Source organism: Paludisphaera rhizosphaerae (assembly GCF_011065895.1).
Lineage (GTDB): Bacteria > Planctomycetota > Planctomycetia > Isosphaerales > Isosphaeraceae > Paludisphaera > Paludisphaera rhizosphaerae.
In genome coordinates, this window is sequence record NZ_JAALCR010000009.1 from 132,190 (window position 1) to 147,283 (window position 15,094).

Annotated in this window: 12 protein-coding genes; 6 read left to right on the plus strand and 6 right to left on the minus strand. The window is 67.6% G+C overall.

The features are described 5' to 3' along the window. Nucleotides 1-237: 237 nt before the first annotated feature. Complete coding sequence (nusA, locus tag G5C50_RS13640) at nt 238-1,842, minus strand: transcription termination factor NusA (protein WP_165070193.1); 1,605 nt, start codon at nt 1,840-1,842, stop codon at nt 238-240. Nucleotides 1,843-2,274: 432 nt separating this feature from the next. On the opposite strand from nusA, the gene G5C50_RS13645 reads away from it, so the two are divergent. Together G5C50_RS13645 and G5C50_RS13650 are read left to right on the plus strand one after the other, a co-directional pair. After that, nucleotides 2,275-2,760: a Fur family transcriptional regulator gene (locus G5C50_RS13645; RefSeq protein ID WP_165070196.1), complete on the plus strand. Its 486-nt coding sequence runs from the start codon at nt 2,275-2,277 to the stop codon at nt 2,758-2,760. 11 nt (nt 2,761-2,771) lie between these two features. Then, the gene (locus tag G5C50_RS13650) at nt 2,772-3,635 is read left to right on the plus strand and encodes a TatD family hydrolase (RefSeq protein ID WP_165070199.1); all 864 of its coding nucleotides are present in this window, start codon (nt 2,772-2,774) and stop codon (nt 3,633-3,635) included. A 133-nt stretch (nt 3,636-3,768) separates the two neighbouring features. On the opposite strand, the gene G5C50_RS13655 is transcribed toward G5C50_RS13650, so the two are convergent. The 3 genes from G5C50_RS13655 to G5C50_RS13665 are packed head-to-tail and all read right to left on the minus strand — an operon-like array spanning nt 3,769 to nt 9,011. After that, complete coding sequence (locus tag G5C50_RS13655; protein WP_240907074.1) at nt 3,769-5,259, minus strand: ankyrin repeat domain-containing protein; 1,491 nt, start codon at nt 5,257-5,259, stop codon at nt 3,769-3,771. A gap of 36 nt (nt 5,260-5,295) precedes the next feature. Further along, nucleotides 5,296-6,645, minus strand: coding sequence for a DUF1552 domain-containing protein (locus tag G5C50_RS13660; protein WP_165070201.1), 1,350 nt, complete (start codon nt 6,643-6,645; stop codon nt 5,296-5,298). Next, nucleotides 6,642-9,011, minus strand: a complete 2,370-nt coding sequence (locus G5C50_RS13665) for a DUF1592 domain-containing protein (protein ID WP_165070204.1) — start codon at nt 9,009-9,011, stop codon at nt 6,642-6,644. The genes G5C50_RS13660 and G5C50_RS13665 overlap by 4 nt, the downstream gene beginning before the upstream one ends. Before the next feature lie 503 nt (nt 9,012-9,514). Between G5C50_RS13665 and G5C50_RS13675 the strand changes: the two genes are divergently transcribed. The 3 genes from G5C50_RS13675 (at nt 9,515) to G5C50_RS13685 (ending at nt 12,253) form a co-directional block, all read left to right on the plus strand. Next, nucleotides 9,515-11,002, plus strand: coding sequence for a sulfatase (locus tag G5C50_RS13675; RefSeq protein WP_165070207.1), 1,488 nt, complete (start codon nt 9,515-9,517; stop codon nt 11,000-11,002). 135 nt (nt 11,003-11,137) lie between these two features. Then, nucleotides 11,138-11,821 carry a peptidoglycan recognition protein family protein gene (locus tag G5C50_RS13680; RefSeq protein WP_165070210.1) on the plus strand — a complete coding sequence of 228 codons (684 nt, stop codon included), beginning with the start codon at nt 11,138-11,140 and terminating at the stop codon, nt 11,819-11,821. Between the two features lie 198 nt (nt 11,822-12,019). Continuing rightward, on the plus strand, nt 12,020-12,253 hold the full coding sequence (locus tag G5C50_RS13685) for a hypothetical protein (protein ID WP_165070213.1): 234 nt from the start codon (nt 12,020-12,022) through the stop codon (nt 12,251-12,253). A gap of 4 nt (nt 12,254-12,257) precedes the next feature. Here G5C50_RS13685 and G5C50_RS13690 read toward each other — a convergent pair whose 3' ends face one another. After that, nucleotides 12,258-13,076, minus strand: a complete 819-nt coding sequence (locus G5C50_RS13690) for a methyltransferase domain-containing protein (protein WP_165070216.1) — start codon at nt 13,074-13,076, stop codon at nt 12,258-12,260. 14 nt (nt 13,077-13,090) lie between these two features. Next, on the minus strand, nt 13,091-13,828 hold the full coding sequence (locus tag G5C50_RS13695; protein WP_165070218.1) for a radical SAM protein: 738 nt from the start codon (nt 13,826-13,828) through the stop codon (nt 13,091-13,093). 286 nt (nt 13,829-14,114) lie between these two features. Between G5C50_RS13695 and G5C50_RS13700 the strand changes: the two genes are divergently transcribed. Further along, a complete protein-coding gene (locus G5C50_RS13700; RefSeq protein WP_165070221.1) occupies nt 14,115-15,074 on the plus strand; it encodes an SGNH/GDSL hydrolase family protein in 960 nt (319 codons plus the stop codon). The last annotated feature ends 20 nt before the right edge of the window (nt 15,075-15,094 follow it).

Sequence of the window (15,094 nt, forward strand, 5' to 3'; positions counted from 1 at the left end):
AGTGCGATTGTAGCGGTACAGCCGGCCTCGCCGCGAGCCCGATCGGGGCGTTGCGGCCGCGTTTGCGGGAATTTCACCGTTAGGTGGGGGCGCGGTGACATCCCGTGGCCGGGGGTCAGGGGCCGACGCGGGGGGCGTCGGGTCGTGTGTACGTCGGTTCGGTTCGGGTCGGGGAGTCGGGTGCGGCGGTCCTCGATTCAGATCCTATGGATGGATGTCGGCTCGGTTCGGCCTCGATCAGACGTCCTCGTCGTCGGCCGTCTCGGCGATCTTGGGATCGCGGCCGGGATCGGCGTCGAGGGTCGGGGGCTCCTCCCCGTTGACGACGACGTCGTGGACCAGCCGCATGGTTTCGGACTGGTCGGCGTCGCTGGGCCGGGACGTGACCTCGCGGCCGTTGGACCGGCGGCCGGTCTCCTCGGCCAGGGCGACGTCGCGCGCCTCTTCCTCGTTCTCCTCGGCCGGGTCGGCCTCGGAGTCTTCGTCGTCGGTTTCGATCGCGCCGCGAGGTTCGGCGGGCAAGGCCGACTCGCGTTCGCCGTCCGACTCATAATCTGATTCTTCTTCGGACTCGAGCGGCGGGCCGCCTTCGACCTCGCCTTGATCGACGATCGCTTCGCCTTCGGCGAGCGCCGGAGAGGGTTCCTCGGCCAACGCGGCGGCGTTGCGCCCCGACTTGCGGCGGGGCAGGTCTTCCGACTGCTCCTCGGCCAGTTCCTCGGCGCGGGAGACGACCTCGGTCGCCAGCTCCTCGGTCAGGCCTTCGATCGTGTTGACCAGATCGGCGATCTCCATCACCGACAGGTCGTCGTAGCTGAGGATCCCCTGCTCGACGAGCCGTTCGGCCAGCTCGACGTCGACGCCCTCGATCTTCGAGAACGCGGTGACGGCCTTCTCGATGACCTCGTCCAGCTCCTCGGCCGTCATGATCTCGACGTCCCAGCCGACGAGCTTCGACGCCAGGCGGACGTTCTGACCGCGGCGGCCGATCGCCAGCGAGAGCTGGTCGTCGCGCACCAGGACGATCGCCCGGCCCAGCAGGTGGCAGAGCATGACCTCGTCGATCTCGGCCGGCTGCAAGGCGTTGGGGATGAGCACCTGGAGCGATTCGTTCCAGCGGACGATGTCGATCCGCTCGCCCCCCAGCTCATCCACGATGTTCTTGATGCGGGTCCCTCGGACGCCCACGCAGGCGCCGACGGCGTCGATCTTGGCGTCGATCGAGGTCACGGCCACCTTCGAGCGGTAGCCGGCTTCGCGGGCCAGGGCGCGGATGGCGATCGTCTGGTCGCCGATTTCGGGGATCTCCAGCTCGAAGAGCCGGCGAACGAAATCGGGGTGGGTCCGGCTGAGGATGATCTTCACCCGCTGGCCCACCTTGCGGACGTCCAGGATCACGGCCCGGATCCGCTCGTTGGGGTGGTAGCTCTCGCCGGGGATCTGCTCGCCGCGCGGGAGGATCGCGTCGGTCTTCCCCAGGTTGACGATGACCGCGCCGCCTTCGAACCGCTGGACGGTCCCCGTCATCAGCTCGCCGCGCTGGTCTTCGAACTCGTCGAAGAGGCTGTCGCGCTCGGCCTCGCGGATCTTCTGGATGATGACCTGCTTGGCGGTCTGGGCGGAGATCCGGCCCAGCTCCGCGGGGTCCATCCGCTGTCCGTCCTTGGTGGCCGAGATCGCGCCGCTGTCGCGGTCGATGAGGACCTCGATGTCGGCCGCCTCGGGATAGTGCTTCCGCGCCGCGGTGGCGAGCGCCGACTGGATCCCGTCGAACAAGATCTCCTTGGAGATGTTCTTGTCGCGATGGATGCTGTCGACGATGCGGACCAGATCGACGCTCATTCAATCCTCCGAGGCGTGCTGTCAGGGGGTTCGCTCGACGATGGCGCGGCGGATTGGGGGCGGCCCTCGGCGGAAGGCCCAGCCCTATTTCGAAGGCGAGCCTCACCCGGGGTCGGGCGGGGCTCGGGTTTGTCGCCGCGATACCATCGAGGGGCGAAGCCCCTCTGGGTCGTCCCACCCCGCTGGCCGCACGAGCCGAACGGAGGTGCAGAGACGAACCCCACCCCGCATGGCCTGAGTCCGAATCCACCGAACTACCGAAGACCCCGGCCCGGATGCATCCTATCCGGATGTTGACAGTTCTGTCAAGCGTTCCGACAATGGAGAAGCGTCCCGGCCGAACGGTCAGGACGCGGCGTCGGAGGGCGTCGAGGCGGCCCGACCGCGCGGTCGCTTACGTCGCCCCACGGACCCAATCGTCCCGGAATCGCGATGACCTCGAACCGCCTCACCACTCAGGACCTGCGCGACGCGCTGGAGGCCGCCGGACTGCGGCCGACGCCCCAGCGTCTGGCGGTCTACGACCAGCTTGCGGCGATGCCCAGTCATCCCACCGCCGAGCAGGTCTTTCAGGCGGTGCGCCCGCGCCTCCCCCGCATCAGTCTGGCCACCGTCTATAAGGCGCTTGAGGCTCTGGTGGCCGTGGGCGTGGTCGACCGCCTTGGCGCCGAGTCGGCCGCCGGCTCCGCCCGCTACGACGCACGCGGCGACCGCCACTACCACTTCCGCTGCATCCGCACGGGCGCAATCCACGACCTGCCCACCGAATACGACCCCCGCCTGATCGACCGCCTTGACCCCGCCCTCGCCGACGACCTGCGCAGCCGAGGCTTCCAGGTCACCGGATACCGCCTGGAGCTGCTGGGTTACCGCCTCCCCGGCCGCGACGCCGAACCCCGAGGCGGCCCCGACGAATGAGCCCCGACCCCATGTCGACGTCGAAGCAGACGAGCAAGCCCGGCCCGCCGCCCCCCCTGGAACCCCTGGTCGACACCCACGCCCACCTCGACGACGCCCGTCTTCGTACCGAGTTGGGGGAGATCCTGGGCCGGGCCCGACGAGCGGGAGTGGTTCAGGTCGTCGCGATCGGCACCACGGCGGCTGACTCCGCCGACGTCGTCGCCATCGCCGGCGAGCATCCCGGCGTCTTCGCCGCCGTCGGATTCCAGCCCAACAACGTCGTCGACGCCGTCGACGGCGACTGGGAGCGGATCGTCGGGCTGGCCTCCGCCCCCCGCGTCGTCGCGCTGGGCGAGACGGGCCTCGACCGCCACTGGGACCGCACGCCGTTCCCGCTCCAGCAGGAATGGTTCCAGCGCCACATCGACCTGGCCCGCGAGCGCGACCTGCCGCTGGTGATCCACTGCCGCGAGTGCGAGGCCGACGTCGCCGCCCAGTTGGCTGCGGCGGGAGGGCCGGTCCGCGGGGTGCTGCACTCGTTCACCGGCACCCCCGAACAGGCCGAGACCTTTCTGTCCCTGGGCCTGCACATCTCGTTCGCCGGCATGCTGACCTTCGCCAACAAGGGGCTGGAAGCCCTCCGCGAAGCCGCCGCCGCCGTCCCGCTCGACCGCCTCCTGGTCGAAACCGACAGCCCCTACCTCGCCCCCCACCCTCTCCGAGGCCGGGGCAACGAGCCCGCCTTCGTCACCTGGACGGCGCGCAAGCTCGCCGAACTTCGCGGCATCCCCGAGCGCGACCTCGCCCTGGCCGTCACGGCCAATGCCCGCAGCCTCTTCCGCCTCCCCGAATCCGACGCCCTCGCGCCGACGGCTGCGGGACGCACTCGGTGATTTCACGCGCTACCCAGCCGGCCGGCTTCCTGGGTGGAGAATCCAGCCTCAGGCTCTGAGGTTGGCGTGTCGGATATCTCGCGGTTATCGCCGGTTCGAGACCCGTCGAGTTCCGGACGCCAGGCCGCGCCTTCTATCGATAAGGATCGGAAGTATCGGTCTGGGTCGATCGTCGAGGCGATGAGGATGCCGAGCCCAGCACCCCTCGAAGGGCTTCGATCGTTTCGGGCGACGGCTTGAAATTGCCTGGCCGATTGCCTTCAGCGATGGAGAGCGGCGTCCATCCGTACTTATCCACGCGATTCCACACGTCGACCTTCGCACCCTTCTCGGCGAGGAGTTCGACGACTCTCGGAAGGTTCTTATAGGCTGCGCCGTGCATCGCGGTCTCGCCGTTGTCGTCGACTGCGTTGATGTCGTTTCCGAGTTCGAGCGTGAGTTTGACGGCTTCCAGGGCCTCCTCCTCGGTGCCCGCGTACTCGCTCGGCGCCAGGCAGCCGAGGCCGGCGGCGGCCATTAAAGGCGTGCTCTGCGCGGCGTTGGCGAGCTTGGGGTCCGCGCCGTGCTTGAGGAGGGCCCGCATCAGCGGCACGTCGGCCGTCATTGAAGCGAGGAGGAACGGTGTGGCCCCCGCCCGGCTGAGGACGCCGCGCCCGGAAGGGCCGCGCCGCAGGCGGGCGTTCACGTCAGCACCGTGACTCGCGAGTTCGTCGACGAACTGGAGGCTTGTCAGGTTCCCCGACCCGGCGGGTGCGGGGTCGCCGTCCGCTTCGTCTCCCCGGTTCGGCTTACGGACCCACGTCAGCGTGTGGAGGGGCGTGTAGCCGGAGCGCTGGTCGTTCGGATCGGCGCCCGCCTTCAGTAGGACGACCGCGAGTTCGAAGTGACCGTTTTCGACGGCAAGGATCAGCGGTGCGGTCCCCACGGCGGGGCTGCGGCCCCCGGCCCCCTTCGGCTTCATGGCCTCGTTGACGTCGGCGCCGGCGTCGAGCAGCATCCGGACGACGGACGTCCGGCCCTCGCGCACCGCGAAGGCCAGGGGCGTGAAGCCGGAGGCCAGAGGCGTCCGGAAGTCGGCCCTCGCGTCGAGAAGCGCGCCGACCACGTCGGCGTGGCCCTCGGCCGCGGCCCACATGAGGGCTGTCTGCCCGCGCCGTTCTTTCGCATCGACGTCGGCCCCGCGCGCGATCAGAGCCTTCACCGCCTGGACCTTCCCGGTCCTCGCGGCGATCATCAGCGCCGTCTCGCCGCCCTGGAGCGTGGTGTTCGGGTCGGCCCCGGCCCCGAGCAGGAGCTCGACCATGGCCGCATCGCCGCTCTCGCAGGCGAGCGGCAGCGGTTTGACGCCGAAACGATTGGCGGCCCCAGCGTCCGCCCCGGCTCGGATCAGCAAGGTTGCTGTTTCGAGGTCGTCAAGGTAGGCCGCCCAGTGCAGGGCCGTCATGCCGTCGGGCTGAGCCTGACCCACGTCCTCGCCGCGATCGAGGAGCCTTCGGACCGCAGCCCGGTCCCCTCTCTCGGCGGCGTCGGCCAGGGCCGATCCGGCCTCGGCGGCCGACGAATCGGTCGACAAGAGGACCATGGCCAAGACCGTGACGATCGACCTCATGACGCTCGACCCCATCGCGGACTTCCTTGGCAATCGGTTCATTTCACGTCGTCAGACGGCCAGGGGCTCGAACAACTCGTCGACCTTGCCCTTGCTGTCGGCGAACGAGTCGAGCCGCACGCCGACCCTGTCGAGCAGCGTTAGGTGGAGGTTGGCCAACGGCGTGGGTTCGGCGAATCGGATGTGACGCCCGCCCCGCATTCCTCCCGCCGCGCCGCCGGCCACGAGGATCGGGAGGTTTGTGTGGTCGTGGAGGTTGGGATTGCCCATGCCGCTGCCGTAGAGGTAGAGGCTGTGGTCCAGGAGCGAGCCTTCGCCCTCTCGGGTCGCCGCCAATTTCGCCAGGAATTCGGCGAAGAGCGAGACGTGGAACTGGTTGATCTTGGCCATCTTGGCGATCTTCGCCGGATCGTTGCCGTGGTGTGTGAGCGGGTGGTGCGAGTCGGGGACGCCGATCTCCGGGTACGTTCGACCGCTCGTCTCTCGGGCGAGCTGAAACGTGATGACGCGGGTGACGTCCCCCTGGAGAGCCAGCACCTGGAGGTCGAACATCAGGCGGGCGTGGTCGGCGTACGATGCGGGGACGCCCGCGGGCCGGTCGAGGTCGGGCAAGACGTGGTCCTTGGCGTCCGCCTCGGCCTTCTGGATGCGACGCTCCACCTCGCGGACGGTCTCCAGGTACTGGCCGACCCGGGCGCGGTCGGCGGGGCCGAGCTGGGTTCGCAGCCGAGCCATCTCGTCCGTGACCGCGTCGAGGAGGCTGGCCCGCTTCTTCAGGGCGGCGCGGCGATCGTCTGGGGTGCCGCCCTCGCCGAAGAGGCGTTCGAAGACGATGCGAGGGTGGGCTTCCGACGGCAGGGGCGTCGTGGGTGACGACCAGGAAAGGTTGTTCTGATAGACGCAGGCGTAGCCATTGTCGCACTGGCCGACGGTCGAGAGCAGGTCCATCGACATTTCCAGCGAAGGGAGCTGGGTGTCCCAACCGATCGACTTCGCGGCGATCTGGTCGACGGTGGTGCCGAGGTGGTAGTCGGTGCTCTCCGTCAGCTTCGCCCGGGCCGCGCTCAGGAAGGAGCAATTCGACGTGGCGTGCGTGCCGGGGTACGCGTTCCGCAGCTCCAGGCCCGTGATGGCCGTGACATGCTTCTTGACTGGCGCGAGCGGAGAAAGGATCGGCGAGAGTTCGTCGAGGGAGTCGGCGCCGGGGGGCGTCCACCGTGTGATGTCGCACCCCATGGGCATGTAGACGAACCCCAGACGGCGCAGGCGGGCCGGCGCCGCGACGGTCGCGGCGCTGGCCGTCATGGCCGGGACCATCGCGTCCAGGAGGGGGAGTGCCAGCGTCGTCCCCAGGCCGCGGAGGAACGTCCGGCGCGGCAGGGCCTTCTTCGTGACGATCATTCGGCTCTCCTCATCTGGAACGGCGTGCTGGCGGCGACCGCCTCGACGATCGACGAGAAACGATAGTCTCGCCCGCGGGCTTCGCGGACGATTTTGCGGACGGCCGGCGCGTCGGACGGATCGACTCCCCGACCCAGTGCGAACGTCAAAAGCTTCTCGGTCAGAGTCCCGACGAACAGCTCGGGACGCTTGCGAAGAGCCTGCTCAAGCCCCTCCACTCCCTCGAAACGGCTCCCGTCCGGCAAGCCGCCCGTCGCATCGACGGGCCTCCCCTCCTCCATCGTCCGCCAGCGGCCGACCGCGTCGAAATTCTCAAGGGCGAAGCCGACGGGGTCCATCCGGTCGTGGCAACTGGCGCAGGCCGTATTGGCGCGATGCTCGGCGAGGCGTTCTCGGACCGAGAGCGAGGACGAGATCGAGTTCTCCTTCAGCGCCGGTACGTCCGCCGGCGGGGGCGGCGGGGGCGTCCCGAGCAGGTTCTCCAGGACCCACTTGCCGCGAATCACGGGGGACGTGCGGGTCGCGTAAGACGTGGCCATCAGGACGCTCCCCTGCCGGAGCAAGCCGCCTCGGACGTGGTTTTCGCCGAGGTCGACGCGACGAAATCGACTCCCCTGGACGTGGGGAATGCCGTAGTGCCTGGCCAGCCGCTCGTTCAGGTAGGCGTGATCCGAGGCGATCAGGTCGATCACGCTACGGTCCTCCCTCACGATTTCCTCAAAGAGCAGCTCGGTCTCGCGACGAAACGCCTGCCGCAAGTTGTCGTCGAAGTCGGGGAAAAGGCGCAGGTCAGGGGTGATCGAGTCGAGGTTGCGCAGGTGCAGCCACTGGCCGGCGAAGTTCGTCGTCAGGCTCCGCGATCGCGGGTCGGCCAGCATGCGGCGGACCTGGGCGCGGAGCACCTCGGGACGGCCCAACTCGCCCCGTTCGGCGAGGTCGAGCAATTCGTCGTCCGGTATGCTGCTCCAGAGGAAGAACGAGAGCCGGGAGGCGAGCGGCACGTCGGGGAGGCGAGCCGTCGAACCCGCCGGGGCGCCGGGCGGACTGGTCTCGATGCGGAAGAAGAACTGGGGGTTGACCAGCACGGCGCTCAGCGCGGCCTCGATCCCGGTTTCGAAGTCGCCCGACTCGCGGGCCTCGCGGTAGAGTTCCAGGGGTTTGCGGAGGTCGGCGTCGGCGACGGGTCGCCGATAGGCCCTTCGCGTCAGCGTGGCGAGGATCTCCCGGGCGCACGTCTCCTCATCCTCGGGCCCGCTCGGACGGCGGACGAAGATGAGGCGTCGGCTGGGCGTCTCCCCTCGATCCGAGGCGCCGAGCGGGCCGATGATCGAGATCTGGTAGAGCGCCGGCGTCAGGCGGGGATGCCGGTGCATGTTGTAATGGGCCTGATACGGTTGGCGCTTCGTCTCCATCAGCGACGACGCCTGCTTCACGAACGCCGTCCCCACACGGTGCGTTCCGGCCGAGATGTGGATGCGCGCCTTGAGGTGGGCGTCGGCCGTCTGGTGGTCTGCGTCGGACTTCGGCGGATCCACCGTGAACCTTGCCTTCGATTCACGATCGATCATCAGCTCCAATTCTTGCGGCTCGCGCAGGCCCTCGACGTGCTCGTTGCGGTCTCTCGCCAGGCGGAGCTGCACTTCGTATTCGCCGTCTCGCGGGAAGACGTGGGTGATCAGCGCCCCGCCTCGAGTGCCGAGCGGCAGCCCCTCGACGTGCTCCTCCTGGGTGACGTCGGCCCGGATTCGGATTGTCTCGCCGTCGGCCGAGCCGCCAGGGCTCCCCACGGCCAGCCGGCTGATCTTCTGCGCCGCCGTGAGGTAGCGATCGAGGAGCGTCGGCGACAGGTCGCCGACCGTGATGTTGTCGAATCCTCGGCTGGATTCGTCGGGCGGCAGCAGGGCCGAGGCGTCGATTTCAAGCCCCAGCAAGTCGCGAATGGCGTTCTGGTATTCGGTCCGTGTAAGGCGGCGGAACGTTTCGGCTTTTCCCGGGTTCGGGTGCTCCTCAGCAGCGCGATCGAGGCCGCCGACGAGGGCCGAGAGGACCGAATCGTATTCGCTCTCGGACGGTCGAGGGCGTTTCCCCGGCGGCATCTCACGCGCGGCCAGTCTGCGAACCACTTTTTCCCAGGCGTCGGAATTCCGCGCTACCTCGCCGGAGTCCAACTCATCGAGGTTGAAGTCCGCCGTCCTGAGCCCGGCGTTATGGCAATCGATGCAATAACGCTCGAGGAACCGATCGGCGACCTCGTGCGGGGTCGAAGGAGGCTCGACCGCGCGTCGTTCCTGGCCCGACCCCGTGGACGCGACGACGATCAAGAGGATCGACGCGAGACAGCCGACCCATGTCCTCCGACGTCTCATGAGGCCCGGCTCCATCAGAGAAGAACGTGGACGGCGTGTGGGAGATGCGTGAGGCGACTCCGAGACTCGTGGCTCCCCTGGCAGCCTATGGGTGCCCGCTCGCTCAGGAATCGCGACTCGCCCTTCGTCTCGCGGTTCCATCATAAATCGGCATGCGGCTTATGGGAAACATCCCTCGGAAGAAATACCCCCCTTGGCAGCTCACGAGAGGCCCTGCCCCTCTCGCCCCGGATCGAGCGCCCTCCAGGCGGACAGGGATTGCAAGCACTGGCGTCCAACCGCAAGCGCGACCCTGGAGATGGCGAGCGGGCTGATGTGCTGGACGAACCGGTGGGCCAAATGGGCCGGTTTCCGCGTGTGGGCCCAGCAGATGTCTGTATCCAGAGGAAGTTCATGGAGGACCAGGGTCGGTAGGCTGCTCCCTCTGTCGAGACGCCGTAAGATGGGTGCTTCTCGATGACGTTCCCGCGCTCGGCCCAGACGCTCACCGGAGTCTTCCTCTGATGCGAAGAAGCTGGCCTCTCCTCGTCCTGATGTGCCTGACGTCCGCTCCGCTGTTCGCCGAGGAGCGGCGGCCGAACGTCCTCTTCCTCATCGCCGACGACCTCAACAATTTGCTCGGCGCTTACGGCGACCCGCTCGCGAAGACGCCGAACCTGGACAAGCTCGCGGCGCGGGGCGTGCGGTTCGACCGCGCGTATTGTGCGTTTCCTCTTTGCGGTCCGAGCCGAAACGCCTTCCTCACCGGGCTGTATCCCAACAGCACGGGCATTCTGGCCAACGGACAGCTCTTCCGGCAGACGATCCCCTCGCACCGGAGCCTGCCCCAGGCGTTCCGCAATTCCGGCTACTTCGCCGCGCGGATCGGCAAGCTCTATCACTACAACGTGCCCAACTCGATCGGCACGAACGGCCATGACGACCCTGGGAGTTGGGAGTTGGAGGCGAACCCGGCGGGGGTCGACCGGCTGGAGGAGGAGCCGCGGATCACGACCCTGACTCCCGGCCAGTTCGGGGCGACGCTCAGCTGGTACGCCTCGCCGAAGGGGGACCGCGACCACACCGACGGCCTGATGGCCGACGACGCCGAATGGGTCCTTGAACGGTGCGCCCGGCGGAAGGATCGTCCGTTCTTCCTCGCCGTGGGTTTCTTCCGTCCGCATACGCCTTACGTCGCGCCGAAGCCGTACTTCGACCTCCACCCCGAGTCGGAGATGCCCGTCGTCCAGGGCGTGAAGGAGGACCGTGCCGACATCCCCGCCCCCGCCCTGGCCAGCGGCAAGGCGGAGCAGGACCGGATGGACGACGCGAAGCGCCGCGAGGCTCGGCAAGGCTACAACGCCGCCATCAGTTTCATGGACGCCCAGGTTGGTCGCGTGATCGACGCGCTGGATCGACTCGGGCTCGCCGACGAGACGATCATCGTATTCACCAGCGACCACGGCTATCACATGGGCGAGCACGGTCTCTGGCAGAAGATGAGCCTCTTCGAGGAGAGCGCCCGCGTGCCGCTCCTGATCGCCGCGCCGGGCCTTGCGACCAAGGGACGCGTTGCGAAGACTCCCGTCTCCCTCATCGACCTCTATCCGACCCTCGCGGAACTGAGCCGGGTCGAGCGGCCCGCAAACCTCCAGGGTCAGAGCCTTGTGCCGATCCTCAAGGACCCCGAAGCCGTCGGACGAGGCTGGGCGCTCACCCAGGTCGTCCGCGGGGGCGCTCAGGCGGCGGCCAACCGTTTCTTCGGCTATAGCCTCCGGACGCCTCGCTGGCGCTATACCGAATGGGACGAGGGGCGCAAGGGCCGCGAACTGTACGACCACGACGCGGATCCGCGTGAGCTGACGAACCTCGCCGAGAAGCCGGAGCACGCGAGCACGGTCGACACGCTCTCGCAGCAACTCCATGCCGCCGTGAAGACGACGTTCCCCCCGTCCGGCCAGACGCCCGAAATCCGCCCAGGGATGTGGCCGCCGAACCTGACGAATCCCTGATCGCTCGCGCGTTCGGAAGGTTGGTTTCGTCTGGCTCGACAAGGTGGGGTTTCCCACGTCTGAATGACTTTGCGAACATGGGTGTGAGGAATGGCGGGCGGCGCCTACGCTGCCAGGCTCAGGAGATGTTCTGATATGGGAACGCCGATCGTCGTCGCCTTTCTCGCCGCGTTGATCGTGGCGGCCGATGAACCCGGGTCGAAATCTCCTGCATCGCCCCGGCCGGCGATCGTCACCGCGAACGAGTGGGGCTCGAAGCCCCAGCCGATTCCGGACTCGCGGAAGCACACGCCGAAGTTCGTGACGATCCACCATGCCGGGGTGGTCTGGACGGCCAAGGTTTCGCCGGACGTGTTCGTGCGGAACATGCAGTCCTGGGGGCAGCGGGATAAAGGGTGGCCCGACCTCCCCTACCACTTCCTCATTGCGCCGGACGGTCGGATTTTCGAGGGCCGGCCGTTGACCTATGAGCCCGAGTCGAACACGAAATACGACCTCCAGGGGAACATCGGGGTCGAGATGATGGGCAGCTTCGAATCCCAACGCCCCGACCCGCGGCAGGTCGCGTCCTGCGTCAAACTGACCGCCTGGCTCTGCGATCAGTACGGGATCGACCAGTCGCTGATCCGAGGGCACAAAGACGCGGCCTCAGGTCAGACGACCTGCCCCGGCAAGGACTTCGATCGCTACCTGAAAGACGGCCAGTTCCGCCGCTGGGTCCAGGAGACCCGAGAAGGCAAAACCCCCGTGATCGAACTTGGGCCCCCCCTGCCCGACGGCCCGACCGAGACGATCCCATCGACCGCTCCGAAGGAGTAAGGTCGTTCGGCGACCTGGCTTCTGGTCCAAGACCACGCCCCATTCCCGGACGATGCAGATCCTGTCGTGAGCCGGGGAATGGGCGCCGAATTTTCTGGTCTCGACGGATCGAGCGACTTCGCGTTTAATGCGGAGGCGCGACCTCATGGAATGGCCTCATCGTTACCGCCGCGCAGGACGGCCGGGAGCGTGCCTGAGATGGACCTCAAACAGTTCCTCACCGTCGCCGTCGTGGTGGCGCCGATCCTCTGTCTGCTGTTGGGCGGCGCTTTCATCGCGGCGGGAAGCGGGGTCGAGCGGCTCTCCTCGACTCGCGACTACGTTCAGGTGGCTGGCAACTTTTCCGCGATGCTCCTTCGCGTGGCCGGCTACGTCGTCGTCCTGTTGCTGGTGCAGCACTTCATCGGGCTGCGATCGACGTTCGGCTGGTGAGCGATCAGCCGGTCGGCTTGACGCCCCGGACCAGGAAGCCGGTGTACGAGCAGAAGAAGCGGCCCGAGGCCGAAGCTTCGCGAAGGGCCAGCAACCAGGCGTCGGCGTCCTTCCGGTCGACCGTTCCAGCGGCGACCAGGCGCTCGATCGTCGCGAAGAAAAGGTAGAGTTGGTCCGCCACGCCCAGATCCTGGAGAACCAGGGTTTTCGGCGTCGCCACGACGTCTCGGAGCCCCGCGTCCAGGAACAGCGGGACCAGGTGTCGACCGATCCATCCTGAGGGGAAGCGGTCGCACCAGGCGTTCAGGGCCGTCCGCGTCAGGGGCCGGTCGGGCGAGTCGACGGTGAGGGTTTCCCAGTCGTTGTCAAAGGCGACCATCACGCCGCCGGGCTTCAGGATGCGGGCCATCTCACGGACCACCGGCGCGGGATCGGGGATGTGCTGCAGGACGCGGTCGATCCGGCAGGCGTCGAAGCTCGCGTCGTCGAAGGGGAGCGCGGCCGCGTCGGCGACGCTGAAGGAGAGGCCCGAAACCCCGCCGTGCCGACCCCGGGCCGCCTCGATCATCGCCCGGCTGCCGTCCACGCCGACGACCTTGCCGGTCGGCGCGGCGAGCTTCGCCATCGCCGCGGCGTCGTCCCCCAGGCCGCAGCCGACGTCCAGGATCCGTTTGCCCGGCGCGGCGTTGAGGAGGAAGAAGCTATCGCGCTTGCAGGCCGCGAAGAAGGGGATCGAATCGACGAGGGTGAGGCACTTCGAGAAGACCTCGAAGTCCTCGGCGCGGTCCACGTTTTTGAAGCCTGAAGCCAGGTCGTCGGCCATCGAGGAGGCTCCGTTCAGACGCCTCGCGCCTGGGGATCCCAGAGGATCTTGTGGAGTTGCACTTGCAGGCGGATCGGCAGGCCGGTCTCCAGCACCCAGGCGGCTAGATCGGTCGGGTCGACCCGGCCGAAGACCGCGCTGAAGAGGACCGGGCAACGTCGCGCCAGGTCATAACGGCGGACGACCTCGACGGCCCAGTCAAAGTCGGCGCGGTCGCCGAGGACGAACTTGACCTCGTCGGTCGGCCGGATCCTGTCGAGGTTCTCCCAGACGTTGGCGTCGACCTCGCCCGAGGCCGGCGTCTTGACGTCGAGGATGATCCGGACGCGCGGGTCGACCCGGTCCGTCGCGACCCCGCCGCTCGTCTCCAGCAACACGGTCCAGCCGAGGTCCGCCAGCCTCGACATCAACGGATAGGCCTCTTCCTGAAGCAGCGGCTCGCCGCCGGTCAGTTCCACGAGCCCCCCGCCGAGCTTCTCCACGGCCGCAACGACGTCGTCCAGCCTCATCGTCTCCCCATGGTGGAAGGCGTGGGGCGTGTCGCAGTAGGTGCAGCGGAGGTGGCAGGCGGTCAGTCGGATGAAGACGCAGGGGAGCCCGGCGAACGTGCTCTCCCCCTGGATGCTCCGGTAGACCTCGTGGACGACGAGATCCCCGGCCGCCTTCCCATTCAGGGGCCGCAGCCGACGCGCAAGGGCCTTCTCATCAGGCGCGGGGATGGATCGGGAATCAGCGGGGGGAGCGTCGTTCATGGGGGCGGCGGCGTCTTGGTTGGTCTGAAGGGGGCGAAATCGCTCGTCCCATGGTAGCCGCCCTACGGGCCAGCCGCCCAGAGCAAGAGCTTGGTCGGAAAGGCTGATCAGAGGCGGCGTCTTTATTTTGTGCCTGAAGTCGTTTCAAAAACGTGGGAAATCAATCGAAGTCGGCTTGCGTCTCTTGGGTTTTTTTCGTTCGATGTCGTCTCGAGAGCATTGTGGTCCGCCGCGGGCTCGATGGACGAGGCTTCGGGCGGCTTCACCGACGAAGGGATTGCAACCTATGGATGGGACGAAGCGGTCCGCATGGATCTGGGTGATCGGGTCGGCTCTCATTGCCGGACTGACTCTGGGCGATGAAGCCGTAGCTGGGCCATATACTGGCCTCATTGTCTTCGGAGACAGCCTCTCCGACGTCGGCAACACGTATGCAGCCGCGGGTATGCCCCCGGCGCCGTATTACGGTGGGCGTTACTCGAACGGGCCGATCTGGGTCGAGTACCTGGCTCAAAAACTGGGGATCGCGGCCCCTACCCCGAGCTATCTGGGTGGGACCGACTACGCCTGGGGATTCGCCCAGTCGAGCGGCGGCTTCACCTATCCTCCGGAAGCCGGCGGCGCAGGCGTCCCGAATCTGCTGACCCAGATCGGCGGGTTCGTGCAGGCCGGGGGGACGTTGGATTCGACCAAGCTGGTCTCGATCTGGGCTGGCGCCAACGACTTCCTCAACAACGGCGTGACCGATTACAACCAGGTGGCCGACAACATCGTTACGGCGATCACGAGTCTGGCGGCCGTGGGGGGGACTCAGTTCCTGGTGGGCGGGCTGCCGCTGCTGGGAACGCTGCCTGCGACCCTTAGCCAGCCGCCCCAGGTGCAGGCCCTTCTCAACCAACTCACGCTGGCCTTCAACATGACGTTGGAGGCGAAGCTCCAGGCTCTTGAGATGAGCCATCCGAGCCTGCACATCTTCTTCAACGACGTGAACAGCGAGTTCCAGAAAATCGTCGCCGATCCCTCGGTCTATGGGCTGACCAACGTCACCGGCTCGGCGCTTGCCGACGGCGTGTACGACGGGAAGGGCTACCTGTTCTGGGACGGCGTTCATCCCACGACGGCCGTTCACGAGCTCATCGCCCAGATGGCCTTTCAGGAAGTCGTCCCGGAGCCCTCTTCCCTGGTGCTCGCGGCGATCTCGGGTGTGACGGTCCTCGTCGCCAGCCGGCTTCGACGCGCGGCGTAATACGGTCGAACGACCCGCCT

What these genes read in the sequence shown, in the direction of transcription:
- G5C50_RS13700 (WP_165070221.1), top strand. Translation starts at nt 14,115, where the DNA reads ATGGATGGGACGAAGCGGTCCGCATGGATCTGGGTGATCGGGTCGGCT.
- G5C50_RS13655 (WP_240907074.1), bottom strand. Translation starts at nt 5,259, where the DNA reads ATGGGGTCGAGCGTCATGAGGTCGATCGTCACGGTCTTGGCCATGGTC.
- G5C50_RS13660 (WP_165070201.1), bottom strand. Translation starts at nt 6,645, where the DNA reads ATGATCGTCACGAAGAAGGCCCTGCCGCGCCGGACGTTCCTCCGCGGC.
- G5C50_RS13675 (WP_165070207.1), top strand. Translation starts at nt 9,515, where the DNA reads ATGCGAAGAAGCTGGCCTCTCCTCGTCCTGATGTGCCTGACGTCCGCT.
- G5C50_RS13695 (WP_165070218.1), bottom strand. Translation starts at nt 13,828, where the DNA reads ATGAACGACGCTCCCCCCGCTGATTCCCGATCCATCCCCGCGCCTGAT.
- G5C50_RS13650 (WP_165070199.1), top strand. Translation starts at nt 2,772, where the DNA reads ATGTCGACGTCGAAGCAGACGAGCAAGCCCGGCCCGCCGCCCCCCCTG.
- G5C50_RS13665 (WP_165070204.1), bottom strand. Translation starts at nt 9,011, where the DNA reads ATGAGACGTCGGAGGACATGGGTCGGCTGTCTCGCGTCGATCCTCTTG.
- G5C50_RS13645 (WP_165070196.1), top strand. Translation starts at nt 2,275, where the DNA reads ATGACCTCGAACCGCCTCACCACTCAGGACCTGCGCGACGCGCTGGAG.
- G5C50_RS13685 (WP_165070213.1), top strand. Translation starts at nt 12,020, where the DNA reads ATGGACCTCAAACAGTTCCTCACCGTCGCCGTCGTGGTGGCGCCGATC.
- nusA (WP_165070193.1), bottom strand. Translation starts at nt 1,842, where the DNA reads ATGAGCGTCGATCTGGTCCGCATCGTCGACAGCATCCATCGCGACAAG.
- G5C50_RS13680 (WP_165070210.1), top strand. Translation starts at nt 11,138, where the DNA reads ATGGGAACGCCGATCGTCGTCGCCTTTCTCGCCGCGTTGATCGTGGCG.
- G5C50_RS13690 (WP_165070216.1), bottom strand. Translation starts at nt 13,076, where the DNA reads ATGGCCGACGACCTGGCTTCAGGCTTCAAAAACGTGGACCGCGCCGAG.